Origin of the sequence: Mucilaginibacter sp., from assembly GCF_028288225.1 — a bacterium.
Lineage (GTDB): Bacteria > Bacteroidota > Bacteroidia > Sphingobacteriales > Sphingobacteriaceae > Mucilaginibacter.
Window position 1 is genome coordinate 96,099 of sequence record NZ_JAQBOC010000095.1, and the last position, 15,585, is coordinate 111,683.

General features: G+C 38.0%; 19 protein-coding genes and 1 other RNA gene. 11 read left to right on the forward strand and 9 right to left on the reverse strand.

The features are described from left to right. Positions 1 to 98 precede the first annotated feature (98 nt). A complete protein-coding gene (locus tag JWQ54_RS28420; RefSeq protein WP_299591382.1) occupies positions 99 to 878 on the forward strand; it encodes a sensor histidine kinase KdpD in 780 nt (259 codons plus the stop codon). A gap of 200 nt (positions 879 to 1,078) precedes the next feature. Here JWQ54_RS28420 and JWQ54_RS28425 read toward each other — a convergent pair whose 3' ends face one another. The 5 genes from JWQ54_RS28425 to JWQ54_RS28445 form a co-directional block, all read right to left on the reverse strand. Next, the gene (locus JWQ54_RS28425; RefSeq protein ID WP_299591384.1) at positions 1,079 to 1,507 is read right to left on the reverse strand and encodes a VOC family protein; all 429 of its coding nucleotides are present in this window, start codon (positions 1,505 to 1,507) and stop codon (positions 1,079 to 1,081) included. Between the two features lie 12 nt (positions 1,508 to 1,519). Further along, positions 1,520 to 2,026 (reverse strand): molybdopterin-dependent oxidoreductase, encoded by a 507-nt coding sequence (locus JWQ54_RS28430; protein ID WP_299591386.1) that lies wholly within the window; start codon positions 2,024 to 2,026, stop codon positions 1,520 to 1,522. A gap of 93 nt (positions 2,027 to 2,119) precedes the next feature. Beyond that, positions 2,120 to 2,464 (reverse strand): winged helix-turn-helix domain-containing protein, encoded by a 345-nt coding sequence (locus tag JWQ54_RS28435; RefSeq protein ID WP_299591388.1) that lies wholly within the window; start codon positions 2,462 to 2,464, stop codon positions 2,120 to 2,122. Positions 2,465 to 2,480: 16 nt separating this feature from the next. Continuing rightward, a complete protein-coding gene (locus JWQ54_RS28440; protein ID WP_299591390.1) occupies positions 2,481 to 3,476 on the reverse strand; it encodes a phosphotransferase in 996 nt (331 codons plus the stop codon). Positions 3,477 to 3,530: 54 nt separating this feature from the next. Beyond that, positions 3,531 to 4,250, reverse strand: coding sequence for a ThuA domain-containing protein (locus JWQ54_RS28445; RefSeq protein WP_299591392.1), 720 nt, complete (start codon positions 4,248 to 4,250; stop codon positions 3,531 to 3,533). 196 nt (positions 4,251 to 4,446) lie between these two features. Between JWQ54_RS28445 and JWQ54_RS28450 the strand changes: the two genes are divergently transcribed. From JWQ54_RS28450 to JWQ54_RS28465, 4 genes are all read left to right on the forward strand, one after another. Then, positions 4,447 to 4,974: a hypothetical protein gene (locus JWQ54_RS28450; protein ID WP_299591394.1), complete on the forward strand. Its 528-nt coding sequence runs from the start codon at positions 4,447 to 4,449 to the stop codon at positions 4,972 to 4,974. 43 nt (positions 4,975 to 5,017) lie between these two features. Next, positions 5,018 to 5,515 (forward strand): RNA polymerase sigma factor, encoded by a 498-nt coding sequence (locus JWQ54_RS28455; RefSeq protein WP_299591396.1) that lies wholly within the window; start codon positions 5,018 to 5,020, stop codon positions 5,513 to 5,515. Further along, entirely contained in the window at positions 5,502 to 6,092 is a 591-nt protein-coding gene (locus JWQ54_RS28460) for a hypothetical protein (protein ID WP_299591398.1), read from the forward strand. The genes JWQ54_RS28455 and JWQ54_RS28460 overlap by 14 nt, the downstream gene beginning before the upstream one ends. Positions 6,093 to 6,214: 122 nt before the next feature. After that, positions 6,215 to 6,739, forward strand: a complete 525-nt coding sequence (locus JWQ54_RS28465) for a GNAT family N-acetyltransferase (protein WP_299591400.1) — start codon at positions 6,215 to 6,217, stop codon at positions 6,737 to 6,739. A gap of 16 nt (positions 6,740 to 6,755) precedes the next feature. On the opposite strand, the gene JWQ54_RS28470 is transcribed toward JWQ54_RS28465, so the two are convergent. From JWQ54_RS28470 to dinB, 3 genes are all read right to left on the reverse strand, one after another. Next, positions 6,756 to 7,232: a DUF4411 family protein gene (locus JWQ54_RS28470; RefSeq protein ID WP_299591402.1), complete on the reverse strand. Its 477-nt coding sequence runs from the start codon at positions 7,230 to 7,232 to the stop codon at positions 6,756 to 6,758. Then, on the reverse strand, positions 7,229 to 8,401 hold the full coding sequence (locus JWQ54_RS28475; RefSeq protein ID WP_299591404.1) for an XRE family transcriptional regulator: 1,173 nt from the start codon (positions 8,399 to 8,401) through the stop codon (positions 7,229 to 7,231). Before JWQ54_RS28475 ends, JWQ54_RS28470 begins: the two co-directional genes overlap by 4 nt. Before the next feature lie 66 nt (positions 8,402 to 8,467). Further along, positions 8,468 to 9,652, reverse strand: coding sequence for a DNA polymerase IV (gene dinB, locus JWQ54_RS28480; RefSeq protein WP_299591406.1), 1,185 nt, complete (start codon positions 9,650 to 9,652; stop codon positions 8,468 to 8,470). 520 nt (positions 9,653 to 10,172) lie between these two features. Here dinB and JWQ54_RS28485 point away from each other — a divergent pair. Continuing rightward, positions 10,173 to 10,547, forward strand: coding sequence for a hypothetical protein (locus JWQ54_RS28485; RefSeq protein WP_299591408.1), 375 nt, complete (start codon positions 10,173 to 10,175; stop codon positions 10,545 to 10,547). A gap of 226 nt (positions 10,548 to 10,773) precedes the next feature. Here JWQ54_RS28485 and JWQ54_RS28490 read toward each other — a convergent pair whose 3' ends face one another. Further along, entirely contained in the window at positions 10,774 to 11,658 is an 885-nt protein-coding gene (locus tag JWQ54_RS28490; RefSeq protein WP_299591410.1) for a hypothetical protein, read from the reverse strand. A 497-nt stretch (positions 11,659 to 12,155) separates the two neighbouring features. Here JWQ54_RS28490 and JWQ54_RS28495 point away from each other — a divergent pair, with 497 nt between their 5' ends. From JWQ54_RS28495 to JWQ54_RS28515, 5 genes are all read left to right on the forward strand, one after another. Then, positions 12,156 to 12,716, forward strand: coding sequence for a 2'-5' RNA ligase family protein (locus tag JWQ54_RS28495; RefSeq protein WP_299591412.1), 561 nt, complete (start codon positions 12,156 to 12,158; stop codon positions 12,714 to 12,716). 175 nt (positions 12,717 to 12,891) lie between these two features. After that, positions 12,892 to 13,518 carry a 2'-5' RNA ligase family protein gene (locus JWQ54_RS28500; RefSeq protein WP_299591414.1) on the forward strand — a complete coding sequence of 209 codons (627 nt, stop codon included), beginning with the start codon at positions 12,892 to 12,894 and terminating at the stop codon, positions 13,516 to 13,518. A 160-nt stretch (positions 13,519 to 13,678) separates the two neighbouring features. Next, an RNA gene (gene ffs / locus JWQ54_RS28505) (signal recognition particle sRNA small type) lies at positions 13,679 to 13,777 on the forward strand. A 352-nt stretch (positions 13,778 to 14,129) separates the two neighbouring features. After that, the gene (locus JWQ54_RS28510; RefSeq protein WP_299591416.1) at positions 14,130 to 15,086 is read left to right on the forward strand and encodes a YpdA family putative bacillithiol disulfide reductase; all 957 of its coding nucleotides are present in this window, start codon (positions 14,130 to 14,132) and stop codon (positions 15,084 to 15,086) included. 50 nt (positions 15,087 to 15,136) lie between these two features. Continuing rightward, complete coding sequence (locus JWQ54_RS28515; RefSeq protein ID WP_299591418.1) at positions 15,137 to 15,511, forward strand: VOC family protein; 375 nt, start codon at positions 15,137 to 15,139, stop codon at positions 15,509 to 15,511. The last annotated feature ends 74 nt before the right edge of the window (positions 15,512 to 15,585 follow it).

Below are 15,585 nucleotides of genomic sequence, written 5' to 3' on the forward strand. Positions count from 1 at the left end.
ATATGTATTTAAGCTTAATTACAGGAGGTATAATAGTATCTTCAAGTTTCCTGATTGCTTTTGTCATATTCACATTTTTTTTTATAATAACTATTTTAATGATAAGCCGAACCTTTAAAAGAACAAGAAAAAGCCACCAGGAACTAACCCTGCAGAACAGGCAGCTACAAAATTCCCTGGACGAAATGGAACGTGTTAATAAAAACTACCTCCGTATTATGCGGGTAATGGCCCATGACCTTCGAAATCCGCTTTCGGGTATAACAGGGCTTGCAACTATGCTTATGGTTGAAGATGAACTCTCTGAAGACTGCAAAAGCATGCTTAAGCTGATTGAAACAACCGGTTTACATTCAATGGAAATGATAAACGAACTGCTTAAAACCGGTTTGGCTGATGAGAATGAGCAGGTAGTAAAACAAACGCTGGATTTAAAATCGCTTTTGTATGATTCTGTTGAACTGCTTCAATTTAAGGCAAGAGACAAACAGCAGCAAATACTTTTTGAGCATAATAACGAACCTGTAATGGCCCATGTAAATCACGAAAAAATATGGAGGGTTATCAATAACTTAATTGTAAACGCTATAAAATTTAGTTATTCAGGTGAAATTATTAAAGTAGGTATTAAGACAGCTAGTGGGCGAGTACTTATTTCAGTTGCGGATAACGGTATCGGCATTCCGGCTGATCAGAAAGATACTATTTTTGAAATGTTTACTCCTGCAAAAAAAAATGGCACTAATGGCGAGCAGCCATTCGGGCTTGGCTTATCCATTTCAAAAAGGATCATCGAGTTACATAACGGAAATATCTGGTTTGAAAATAATACAGGTAAAGGAACCATTTTTTATATAGAACTGCCAGGGTTGGATTAGATTAAAAACATTGTGACTGGCGTGACCTCTACTCAAAATCAACGGAATACCGTAACGAACTCCTGAAGTACGGATAACGGCTGTTTACATTGTCAAAATGTTTATAATAACCATTTAGAGTAAGATAACCGGGTTCTGCAGTAATAGCCAGGTTTTTCAAAATAAAGCGCATTGAGAATACGTCAAATTTCAATAAGCAATCAGGAGTTTGGCAAGGGCCAGTGAAAACAAAGCCCGTATCCGTCAGGATCTTTAAAATTCAGGGCCTTCCAGTTGTATTTGGTAATTTCGGGTTTATTAACGGTTACATTATTAGCCTGAAGGTATTCGCATAAAGCATCCGTATCCGGGCAGCCAAAGTATAAGGTCAGGTCCTCATGCGCTGCAGTCCGGTCAGCATCGGGTTTTAAAGGCCTTAATTCCCTTTCGTACGCTGTGTTTAACATCAGGTCTATATCATTAAGTTTTAATAGTACCCAATCTACATTGTCGCCTTCGCCTGATGACATTGTAACTGAAAAGCCTAACAGGTCTCTGTAAAATTTTAACGATACCGCCATATCAAACACCTGTATAAGCGGGGCCATACCTTGTATCCTAATTTCTGCGGTAGGAAATCCTGTTTTCATTTAATCTAAACTCTATTTAGCAAACTGAATTTTAATACCGATTACCTGCTTAATACATCTGGCCGGCTTTTTTTCATCCTGTACAATAATACGAAAAGGGCCGTCAGCAGGCAATAAAGGTTTGCCATCGACCTTATCTGCCAATATGATCATACGGTCTGTAAAATCTTTATCGAGCTCAGCAAGTGCAAAAACAACCTGATAACCATCGCTGGCTTCTACCTGTACAAATTTAGTAAGGTTTTCGCCGCGCAGATCCTTTCCTAACGTAGCGCCTGCCTTTTGCAGGATCTCCGAAAGTATAACACCTGAGTAAATATGATCTTTACCATCCCTGTCTTTTCGTGTAAGTTCAGTTTGTTTAAACTGCTGCAGATCAGCTAATTTTAAGTCGAGCGCTGAAGCTACCTCGCCAGTTACCTTTACCGATGCCTCTTTAACAGTTGGCTGTGCTTTTGTTAAATATGGGCTGATAAAAAACGCGATCAGCGCAATCAGGGTAAATGTATGTTTCTTCATAGTTTTTTTATATAGGATCGATATATTAAATTTTACATAACGTAAAAATGAGAATATGTTTTCTTTTATTTATAATAAAGTAACATTAAAAATTTACAGGTTTATTTCGTTGCTGTTTTCAGCTAAAAAGGTTTTAAGCTTAGCTTGAAAGGAATGAAACTGGCTGATCACATTAAGTCCATAGTCTGTTACTACAGCGTTCCCGCCGCCTTTGCCGCCCCTGTGTGATATTACAATGGGTGATGTAAAATGTGTATTCATATGATTGATCAGATCCCAGGCCTGTTTGTACGACATCTTCATCTGTAAAGCAGCCTGGCGGATAGAGCCCGACTCCTTGATCCTTTCCAATAATTCAACACGGCCATGCCCCAGTATTTTCTCTCCTGCTGTTTCTATCCAAATGCGGCCATCAAGATTAAATTTCGAATCTTTCATAAAAAATAAAGGTAGCTTATATTTCAAACCATTCCATCCACTTTTTTATCAAAGCTACCCTATCCCTTAAAAACTTTGGGCCAAAAAATATGCTCGACCAATCATCAAAGTTATCATACTGAAACCCAAGATAAAATACCCAAAATGCAAAACCAAGGTATGGGGTGGCTTTAAGCTCATCATAATGCAAAAGCCTTACTTTACGGTAATTCTCAACAAAAATGGCAAATGATGTGTCGGCTTCGTCGCGTGTTATTTTGCCCGAGCTTGCTTCTAAAAAGTAATGGATATACAGTGAAGTAATATCATTTGCCAGGTAGCCCTTTCCTGCAAAATCAAAATCGAAAAAGGTGATGTTATTATCCCTGTCAAAATGAAAATTCTTCGGCAAAAAATCATAGTGACAATAGCCATAGCTAAAGTTGGTAAAATTGAACTGCTCAAGCTTTACAATTACTGATTTTGCAGTATCAGTTAAATAAGCATATTCATCAGGCAACTCATCAAATGCGGGTTTTATGGTTTTAATGGGTTCGGTAATAGTTGTATCCGGATTAAATACTATCCGTTTGTGGTTCAGCTCAATATTGGCAGTTATATTATGTATAGCTGCCATTTCACGGCCAAGTACGGCTAGTTGCTCATCATTCATTGCACTTACAACCCTGCCTTTGGCGTACGTGAATAAAATACCATAACGGGTGCCTTCAGCAGCATTAAAGGCCTGGATAATATCGCCATTTAGGTCTTTTATGGGATGGGATACTTTTGCACCTCTTTCCTCTAAAATGGTAAGCAATTCAGCTTCGCCTTTTATCTCATCAAGCTTGCGGTGTGCATCCCGGTAAATCTTAAAAATATATTTGTCCGTCCGGTTCTCCAGCAGGTAGGTATCACTAACATTACGGACGAGCAGACGGCAGGATGTATCTGAAAACCCATAACGCTCTGATAAAAAACCATTTAAAGCAGCTGATGAAAGTGTAGAATACTGGGTTGGGAAAATATTCATGCAGGTAATTATTGAAAGCCTGCAAATTTAAGATGATTACTTACAAAAATTAATTTATTTACCTGCATTACCCATAGCATATTCAATTCCGCCCAAAAGGTGTTTTAAATAAAGCGGGTCAGCATATGAATCATCAGTATGGCCAAGCTCGGTATAAAATGCACGGCCGCCATCATAATCATGATACCAGCTCATAGGATGATTATCGCCATTTAAACCCCCTTTATAACTTTTTTCATCAATGGTGATCAGCACATGCAGGTTTGGTGCTATCCATTTAAAATTATACCATTCATCAAACCTGCGCCATTCAGCAGGCAAGTGTTTGGTTGCTATAAAATTACGGTCGACTACATGCAACACTGCAAATTGCTGTGCAGGGTGGATTTTAAAATAAGCACCAACCAGGTTGCCATACCAGGGCCAGTCGTACTCGGTATCAGTAGCTGAATGTACGCCGACAAAACCACCGCCGTTGCGGATATATTTTTCAAATTCAGCCTGTTGTTTATCATTCAAAACATCGCCCGTTGTGCTTAAAAATATCACTGCCGCATATTGCTTTAAATTATCAAACGTAAACTTTGCAGCATCGGTGGTTGTATCCGCATCAAAGTTATTCTGCTGGCCCAGTTTTATAATAGCCGGGATTCCAACTGCAATTGAGTTATGATGAAAACCTGCTGTTTTACTGAATATCAGCACCTTCTGCTTTGCTGTGATGCTCAAAGTTACAATACATAACAACATGTAGGTTAATGAGATACGTTTCATACTTGTAATATTAAATTAAGCCGTTGGGCTGGTGAATAAATTGGTATCTCAAAAATATTCATTTATACTAACTATAGCAAAGATAAATTGGCGGTACAATATATTCTCTCAACCTTTCCTCAGTAATTTTGTTAGATGAACATCCGCATTAGTCAGTTACTACAAAATTTAGTAAATTGCACCCATACTAAAACTTATGAGCATACCTACCTATGGCTTACAGGATATAAAGAAAGAGATCCAGCATTTGCCGCATGAGCAATTGTCTGAGCTTTGCCTGCGCCTGGTTAGGTATAAAAAAGAAAATAAGGAGCTGCTGGCCTACCTGCTGTTTGAAGCTAATGATGAACACGCCTTTGTTGAAAAAGTAAAGGCCGAGGTTGGTTTTATGCTTAGCCAACTGCCATCACATAGCTACCTGGCATCAAAAAGTGTACGTAAGGTTTTAAGGCTAATAAGCAAATATGTTAAGTTTATGGCCTCAAAGCCAGCAGAAATAGACCTGCTTTTGAACTTTTGCTTTAACTACCTGCAATACATCAACAAAAATACTTCCTATAAACCATTGCGGATGATATTGATGAGGCAGGTGGAAAAGATCAACACAAATATTAAAAAACTACATGAAGACCTGCAGTTTGACCACAGCCAGGAATACAACAGGCTGCTTGATGAAGCTGAAAATAAATTCCCCTGGTTTTATAAGAATGATTATTTGTTGTAACATCTTTGGGGTTTTAAAATCTAACAATAAAAATTAACTGATAGTGGCAGAAAAAGAAGCAGCTTTTAAGAAAATTTATGAAGCCAATTCAAAAAAGATCTACCATTTATGTTATGGTTATACTGGTGATGATGATGCTGCGAACGACCTTTTACAAGAAACATTTTTAAAAGTTTGGCAAAACCTGGATAAATTCCGGAACCAGGCAATGATCTCAACCTGGATCTATCGTATTGCTGTTAATACCTGTCTTACCTACCTGCGGTCAGAAAAACGACAGGCGAAAGACGAGCTAACACCTTTTATTGCTGAGAATAAGAAAGAAGAACTATCTGAAAAAAACGAACAGGTGGCTTTGCTTTATAAGTGTATATCGAAGTTGGAAGAATCAGAAAGAATTATAATTACGCTGGTGCTTGATGAAGTGCCATACCCCGAAATTGCAGATGTATCGGGAATCTCGGAGGGAAACCTAAGGGTGAAAATATATCGCATTAAACAGAAATTAACAGAATTGTATAACCACTATGAAAGAATTTGAGCATTTAATGTCGGTTTGGCAGGGACAGCCAAAACCCGACAAGCTTTCGGTGGACGAGGCGCTAAAGCAGGTGAAGAAGGGGATCCGCGGTATAACCAGCAGGTTATATTGGGGTATTGTGGCAATGATTGCATTAATAGCGTGTGCCTTTATCATCACTTTCTTTTTTGCATTCCGCTCCCCTGCCACCATTATAGGCATCCTGATTATTTTAGTAACTATGCTGATGTACCTATCCCTTATTGTACGTCATTACCACATATTAAACAAGCACGATCTTACCCAAAACCCAACCGACTACTTAAACACACTTAAAGCATATCAAAAAAACCGCAGCAAAGTTATAGGCTGGTTTTATTATGTATTTATGCTGATGATAAGCATTGGGCTAACCTTATATTTTATTGAGGTACTGGAAAAGGCGCCTCTTTATTTTAAGCTGATAACCTACGGATCCATTATTCTATGGTTTTTGTTCATCACCTTTTACCTTAAGCCCCGCATGTTTAAAAACGAAGAGGAAAAGCTGAATTTGATGATCGATAGGCTGATAAGGTTACAGGAGCAGTTTGACTAATTTGAAGATTTTTTGATTTGATAATTTGAAGATTAAAAAATCTCAGTGTACTTTGCACCGTCTCTGCATCTCTCTGTGTTAAAACGGCCGCAGAGAACCCGGATCACTAAGTTAAAATACCGATGTCGCCTAATAAAATAATTATCCAAAAAGCTGAAATGACGGATGCAGCTGTACTGCTCGATTTCAGCAGAACAACCTTTTTTGATTTCTTTGGTCCTCTTAATGATGCCGCAAACATGGAAGCTTATGCTTCAGTTGCATTTACATCACAAAAAATACTAACCGAGCTGATCAACGCAAACTCTGAATTTTATTTTGCCATGCTTGATGATGAAGTAGTTGGCTACTTAAAGTTAAACTTTGCCGATGCCCAAACTGAGTTTCAGGATGAAAAGGCTTTAGAAGTTGAACGCATTTACGTATCGCGCCAGCATCATAAAAAACACATTGGGCAGCAGCTCTTAGATTTCGCTGTTGATACTGCCGTTAAAAAGCAATTTGAATACGTTTGGCTTGGTGTATGGGAACATAACGCCAATGCCATAGGTTTTTACCGGCACAACGGCTTTGAAGTATTCAGCAGCCATGAGTTTTTATTGGGCGATGATAAGCAAACGGATTTGTTAATGAAGAGGGTTTTATAGCGGATTTTTAATCAATTTAAAATTTCCAATTTTCTAATTCAAATAATTGAGTCAATAACAAACACTCCACGCCTTCTTGTTTAGCAACAAATGGAAGCTTTTGTTTGTTGTTTTGAAGTTTTTCATGCTGAATAATCTTTAATTTGTATTCTTTGGCACATGCGATAACAAATGGATCCGCTGCCGGCCTATCACTATTATAATCGATCAAATAAGGATATTTTTCTTGAAGTTCACCAATATATAATAATTCATTATGGGTGGGTTCTAAAAAAATTCTTGAATTCTCTCTCGACCAATCAACTAACCAATCCATTCCCTTCTCAACTTCTCTTCTAACTTCGCGAACCGAAATAATTTCCAGAGAGTTACACATTTTTTCAAAATTATCCCAAACACCTTTAAAAACAGTCGGTGGATAATTCCTTTTCAAATCAAATAAGGCACTACTGTCAATTACATATTTATATGGATCATCAAATAGTCCTGTCATCTATTTATTCTTTGGATTATTTGTGGAAGATGATCAAGTTTTACTTCTAAGAATTCAGAAATTTGACCATAAGTGATATTGCCTTTCTCATAACTATCTAAAACATTGGAAATAAATAATTTGCCTTTCTCACTTACTACTTTAATATCTTGTGGAACACCACCGCCGCTATCTTTATTTTTCTGTTTCTGAATTTCTTTATGTGCGGCTAATTCTGCATTCCAAATCCTTTTTTTTGTAAAATAGAAGTTTTTAGACGCTAAATTTAAATCAACAAGCTTCCTTAAAATAGCCTCTTTACTAACATTGTATATTTTGGATAAAGCAATTAAATCCACTTCACTCCATTCTTGTATTTTTTTATGACTGTAGTCTATATCAATTTTAAAAAGCTTATCTGGAATTAAAAATGATGCTGCAAACAAATTGCAAAAATCCTCAATTGCCTTATATTCAGCATTTAAATTATTGGTCTCCCTATCTCTAAATACACCACCAACATTAAACAAGATGTGACACACTTCATGGAAAAGGCTAAATATTCTTCCATTTTTTGCATCTTCCGTATTTAAAACAATTATAGGAACATCATCCGTCAGAGAAAATCCTCTTGCCTCCTCAAATGGCATTTGAATTTGAAACACATAAATCCCAATCTTTTCAATGTGCTTTTTGAAATTATCGTATGCGTTTGAAGAATTCCATTTTTTTTGTACTTCAATTGGCAGACCGATAAATTCGCGAAACCTTTCGGAAGCCAATATTGGGTTGTCAGCAATTGAGACCTTAAATTTTCTAAAATCTGGCTCTTCTAAATTTAGATTTAATTCCTTTATTTGATTTTGTAAATGCTTTGCTTTTCTGATAACTAAAATCATTTCACTTGAGAAATGCATAATTTCAGAGCTTGATAAATTTCTAAAATCCTTCTCAATAGGCTTTTCAGTAGGCGGTTCTTTTCTAAAGAAAGTGGCAATAGGTCTTTTATATATTTTATATGCTAAATTTTCAAGCTGGTTATAAGTCGGTGAAGCCAATCCTTTCTCCCACTCTTCCAATCTTTGCGGAGTAATGCTAAGTTTATGAGCAGTATCTTCAATTGAATATCCAATTGAGTTTCTTGCCCATTTTAAAATAGAGGGTGATATTTTAAAGGGAATGGTAGCCATATTAAAGTTGAAGTACAATTATATGAAAACTTATGTTCGTAAATATATTTAAAAGAAACCATTTTCCTATCCACGCATAAACGGGTTAAAATTCCTTGTCCCAATTTCCATCGCCGCTGCCCGGCACACCGTTTTTTCACCGAATTTAAAGTTGATCTTGTCCATGGCCTGGTAAAGCTTAATCCGTTCCTCGTTATCTTCAAACAGGTTTATCTGGTAGCTGCCGGTACATAAGTTACTTAGCCTTACCCCTATTAACCTGATTGGCCGGTGCTGGTTCCATGCTTTTTTAAGCAGATTCTTTACTCCGGGGATCAGGATATGTTCAGCTGCGGTTAAGGCTATTTTTTCTTGCTGGGTATGGGTTTCAAAGTTGGCATAGCGCACCTTTATAGCCAGGCATGACGCTACCTTGTTTTCCTTGCGCAATTTCCCGGCAAGTTCCTCCGTCATTGATACCAGGATAGTTTCGATAGCTTGCCTGTCGGCTATATTGGTGTGAAAGGTATGCTCTGTTGAGATTGATTTACGGTCGCTGTGTGGCACAATCTCACTATCATCAATACCGTTGGCCTTTTCCCAAATATATTTGCCCATCCTGCCAAAAACAGCCTCCAGGAAACGCACATCCATTTTTTGGAGTTGGCCGATCCTTTCAATACCGTATTGGTGTAATTTGTTAGCTGTACTTTCGCCCAGTCCTGGAATTTTACCTATCGCCAAAGGCGCTAAAAACTCTTTCTCCCTGCCATGCGGAATATACAGCTGCCCGTTAGGCTTTGCCTGGTTAGTAGCCATTTTTGACACTGTTTTACCCGACGACATGCCGAACGAGATAGGCAGCCCGGTATCCCGTATAATCTTTTGACGCAGTTCGCCGGCATGCTTATAACAGTTATGAAAGCGATCCATCCCCGTATAGTCAATATAAAACTCATCTATAGATGTTTTCATGTATAGCGGCACCGCGTTGTGAATAATTTCGGTAACCTCCCTGCTGGCCTCGCCATACCTGCTATGCGAGCCGCGTAAAAAAATAGCATGCGGACAAAGCTTTGCGGCCTGCCGCGTAGGCATAGCCGAATGCACCCCAAATTTGCGCGCCTCATAGCTGCAGCTGGCCACCACGCCCCTATCCGCTGAGCCGCCGATAATCACCGGCTTGCCAATAAGCGAAGGGTCAAACTTGCGCTCAACCGAAACAAAAAATGAATCAAGATCGATATGCATTATGGTGCGTTTGGCTGGCATGCAACAAATGTAAGTAATATTGCTAATATAATTAGTAAATATTAGTGGAGTTGAAAAAGTAAGGTAAGGGGTGAATGGTTAGAAAAGCCTCTCCAACCCGTCACTGCGAGGAACGAAGCAGCCGCTGCACATGCAAATCAATGGAGCAGGATGTTATTGTGTGGCAAAAATAGCTATGCAGGAAACGTGGATGCTTCTGAAAGGTATTTTACTGCTTAGTATATGGGGTGGTTGAAGTGAAAGAATAAAGGTGAACGGGAAACCCTAACTGGTAATGTGGAAGGGTTGCCAAGACTTTTCTCAGGAAAGCGGCCTCGGCGCTTACAACCAATAAAGGGTATTTAATTAAAAAAATAAAAATAAACTGTAAGGTGTGTTTTTTAACTGACATAATAATGTATCGCGCTGAAAATTAGAGATATATCACGTTACTGTCATCTAAATTTGATCAAGTTTTTTTGGCTATGATTTTAGCTTATTCTAAAATTTTAAACGGTAATTTGCAAAAACAATAATTCTTATGAAAGCAACCGTTCAATATAATGACTTTTTAGGTACTGCTGCCGCTGATATAGCAGACGACTTCGATTTAGATCAATTTTTATTAGATAGGGGTATCGATGTGGTTAAATACAAAGCAATTGGGGCTAATTTTTATCATGGCTATTCTGATTTTTTTTCAGCTTCAATTATCTGTTTAGATCAAGAAAAATCGACAGAACAAAATCCTTACATTGTTGGAATAAGCTTTGAAGCAGAATTTACTCATGAAAACTTTTTTAATCTGTTTAAACGATTTAATGTTGTTATAAATAAGAAATACAATGGATATGGTGATTTTGATATAAATGAGGAAATTGTATTTGATGATAGAGCAGTTAATCAAGATAACTGAAGATAGCCAGATTCATTTATAGGATTAAGATAAGATCCAAATAGGCATGGGTATTAAATTTACAATCAATTTATACTTGTGCCGTTTTAATCAAATTTAAATAGCTTATTACTTTATCTAATAGCTATTTTTTTTTTATAAATGGCAATTACTAAATTCAAGAGAGGTTATATTATTGCCTTTACTTTTATCATTTTATGTTATCAGTGAATTTTATATTAAGTTGTTATCTCTTCAACCCTTTAAACCATTTATTTACTTCATCAATTTCAAATAGTTTAAAGTTTTTATTTGAAATTCTGCCTATATTGATTATGGTTATTCCAATCCAATTCAGATCATATCTATTGTCTTTATTGTTAATTACGTCCATCATAAAACGAAGGTCATTGTCTTGACCTTTATCTGTTGGGTACATATTATTTATTATTTTGAATGGGACATATTCGCGATGTGTGGCGAAAGATGACAAGCCTGGATAAGCTAACGTATCCTTGTCTACCAAGAAGTAATCTTCACATATATCATCATATAAGTTTTTGGCTAGCAAACTATCTTGTGTGTTTTTAGGTTTTTCAAAATAAGATCTCAAAAGTAACATTCCCTTAATATGGCCAATCCGCATTTTTGAAGCGGCGTCATTAATTTTTGTTATGCTTTTAGTTGCTGAATCTACCATAGCCTTCACTTTACCTTTTATTTCTTTAGTGGCTTGAAAATCGATGATGTTCTGAATTTTGTCTGTTTTAAATATACCATCAATTTGTTTTTGAGTTTCAGTTAAGGCAATCGCATTTGTTTCAGTTGTGATGCCTGAAATTTGTTTCTCAGAATATTCTTTTGTTGCTTTTATTTCTGCTTGCGCTTCCTCTTTAATCTGTTTTACAGTTTCTTTTGCGTCTGATTTAATTTCAACTATTTGAACTCTCAAGTTGGTAATTGAATTTTCGTATTCATCTCTCATTGCTTTTCTATCTCCAAACGAAAAATAAATTGCAACAGAAGAAATAACCACAATAAACGATCCGGCAATTGCAATTCCATATTTTAAATAACTTGTAAGACTTTCGTAATGTAATTGTTCTTCAGATTTTCTATTTTGAGTGTTCATTTAGGTTTAGTTACAAACGATAAAGGTATACTAAATAATAACAATAAAAGCCTCAATTAAAAGACTATAATATTCTTTATCTAGTGTTTATCCCTCCTCTCGCGCTAGTATGCTGCGCAGGGCAAATGAGGTGGCGTACCTAGTGCCCCGCATGCCAAATTGAAAATGTTATGGTCTACAGGGATAATCCAGTTCCCTTGCATAGTAAATATCTGGCTATATTCTTTCTCCAGGTGCTCAAAGATTGCCTCGTACCCAGCAAGGGACGCCCGGAGATCTGCATTTATTCATTAAACTTAATCTTGTCCGTTCGTCCATCCTACCCTCATCCCCCAAAACAAACGGACAGTATTTGCATATCCTGAATAATTATTTCTGCAAAAACCTTTCAGCTTTCACCTTTCGCCTTTAACCTTTCTCCTGGCAATTATTTCTTCACACCCCTTGAAGATACTAAAATAATTAGCAATTTAGCGCCAGATAATTCAATTGCTTTTATGACTGCTTATGCCGATTATTTGATGATAATTTCCTTGCCAGGCGACCTGGTTAAGGAGATCAGCAGGTATAAGCGGGCATCGGTAAATGCAATCGGGCATTTTGAGGGCATGCACAGCAGGGCCTACATTACCATAACCCACCAGGTACGCTGCAAGCCCTTTTTAGCACAACCGGCAATTCAGAGGATGGGGCAACGGCTCAGCACTATGCCCCCGGTTGAGCTGTACCTTAATGGCTTTGATCATTTTAGCAATGACCCAACCACCAAAACCATCTGCGCCAAAATTGAGTGTACAGACCGTGCCGAAAACTGGTTTAAGCTGCTCACCATGCAAATGGGCATAAAGGTTAAAGATTTTGTACCGCATATCACCATTGCCAAAAACATCCCGGTCACGGCATTCAACAAGCTGTGGCCCAATTTTGAGAGCCGGGAGTTTAAGCAATCATTTAGTGTAGGCAACCTAACCATATTACACCGCGACACCTTTGCCGAGCACCACGAATGGAAAGTTTACCGCGAGCTGCACTTTGGCAATAAACTGCTGGCATTTTAATTTTTATCTGCACACTTTGTGGTCTCTGTGCCTCCTTAGCGCCCTCCGTGTTAAAAATTTAACCGCAGAGATCACAAAGAATGCGCGGAGTACCACAGAGATAATTTATTTTTTCTCAAAATCACTTGCAATTGCTAAAAATATTAGTAATATTTGTTTTATTAAATCAATGATTATGACAGGTTACCAGGATTATTTGTTAGTGCTTACCCCATCCGATAGTGTTTGTAAGCGCATAAAACGACTTAAGGAAGACAGTGCATCCATAGTTGGCGATTATAACAGCAGGTATTCAAAAGCTCACATCAGCATTCAGCAATGGCCGCGTAAAAAGCCTGTATGGATAGATACGCTGATGCCTAAACTTGAACGGGAGCTTTTAACCCTGCCCCCACTGGTAACCGGTATCAATGGTTTTGATTTTTTCCACCACGAAGAAAACCCTACCATTTATGCACGACTGGAGCAGTCGCCAGCCACTGCTTTATGGTTTAAACATTTAAAACGCTTTTTTAGCGGAGGCAGCTTTGTACCGCATATCACCATAGCACGCAGCTTAACGGCGCCTGCATTTAAAAAGCTGTGGCCCTATGTTAGCAAACAGGAATGGCAGGAAGAATTTAAGGTAGATAAATTGACCATACTACGCAGGGAAATGATCGGCCATGATAAAAGTTACCGCGTTTATAAAGAATTACCTTTTAATAAGCGACTGGATTTTAATTCCTTCATCAATTCGAAGCTAAAAACGCCGGCAACAACAGAAAAACCGTTAACCTCAGCGCAGTTTAGTCTTTTTTGATCCATTTAATTGGTTGATTATTAAAAAATGATTTTTTTTACTTTATGGTAACCCATTGTAATACAACATTTCAGCACTAAAAACTTAGACCTAATCACAATAAAGATCCTTTTTTAACAATTTATTAACCAAAAACAAACCTTTTTCTATCTTTGCGCCGGGGTAAGTCTTTTACGGCCAGCTCCTCTTGAACTCCCCCAGGGTGGGAACGCAGCAAGGGTAGAGAGTTGAGCGGCGCGATAAAAGTAGCTTACCCCTTTTTGTGCCTTTATGTTTCGGTTTGTTAAGATATCGGTGCACATGACCCATAAGGTCCGCCCCTTTGTAGTAATTAGGCGCATCATTCTTATTGCCTTCACCTATTTCCACAAATACACGTATAATGTTGTAAAAGAAGCACATATTCAAAAATGGCGTAAAAAGTGGGTAGCCACTACGCGGCAAAAAAAAACCACTTATACATTTCTACAAAGGGGCAGACCCTATGGGTCATTTCATCATGCTTTCATATAAAAGCCCTTTGCCTTTCACCCCTTTTTGCTTCGGCTATGAACTATGAACCATTAACTATAAGCCAAACTAACTATCTTCGCAAAAACATTTGCTAACTAATGCTCGATATACTCATCATAGGCGGCGGCCCCATCGGAATAGCATGCGGACTCCAAGCACAAAAAGCAGGTTTAAGTTTTTTAATTGTTGAAAAAGGCTGCCTGGTTAATTCATTATACAACTATCCGTCAACCATGACGTTTTTCTCTACTTCGGAGAAACTCGAGATTGGCGGCATTCCTTTTGTAACTATCAGCAACAAACCAACCCGCGCTGAAGCGCTGGAATATTACCGCAGGGTAGCCACATCAAATCATCTGCCTGTTAATTTATTTGAAGAAGTTACCGGCTTGATAAATCAGGATGATATTTTTACCATTACCACCAGTAAAGCAACCTACCAGGCAAAGAAGGTTATCCTTTCAACCGGGTTTTATGACATTGCGGTAAAGCTTGATATCCCCGGAGAGGATCTGCCAAAAGTAAAACATTACTATAAAGACCCGCACTATTACGCCATGCAAAAAGTGGTTGTGGTAGGGTCAAGCAACTCTGCTATTGATGTAGCGCTTGAAACCTATCGTAAAGGGGCCGATGTTACACTGGTTATTCGAGGTGAAGAGGTCAGTCACCGGGTTAAATACTGGGTGCGGCCCGATATTATCAACAGGATTAAAGAAGGCAGTATAAAGGCTTATTTTAGCTCCCATTTAAAAGCAGTGCGTGAGCATGAGGTTGATATTGTAAGCCCGGCAGGTTTGGTAACCATCCCTAACGATTATGTGATGGCGATGACAGGCTACCGGCCAAACTTTGAGTTTTTGAAAAAGTTAGGCATTACACTAACCGATGATAAGTTTATCCCTCATTACAACCCGGAAACAATGGAAACCAATCTGCCCGGCTTATACCTCGCCGGTGTAGTATGCGGCGGCATGGATACCCATTTATGGTTTATTGAAAACTCAAGGGTGCATGCGGAGATGATTTTGGAAGATATTGTTAGTAAAGGTTGAAAGGGTTGTAGTTGTTGTAAGAATTGAAAAAGTTGTAATATTTGAACGCCATGAAAAATAAAAGATTTCACAAATGCGGAGCTCATCTGCCGGTGATAAATTTAAGGCAAACACTTGATTATTACCGTGATAAATTCGGATTCTATGAAGAATGGATCGAAGGCAAGATTGATGGAGGGATCCGCAGGGATGATATGCGATTGCTTTTTGGAGAAGATGCGGCATATGCTCAGTTAATTAACAGCGAAACAGCACGTTTTAATTTGATCTGGTTTGTTGATAATATTGACGAAGTGTATGCTGAATACCAGGAAAGGGGAATTGAAATTGTAAATTCTTTAAAAAACTATACTTACGGCATGCGCGAGTTTGCCATTATAGATCTGAATGGATATTACATCCGTATTGCCGAAGGAATAGATTGATAAATTTAGTTTTAAGTTGAACAACTTAATCAACCTAATGTAACTTAATCAACACAATCAACTAATTCGGCAAC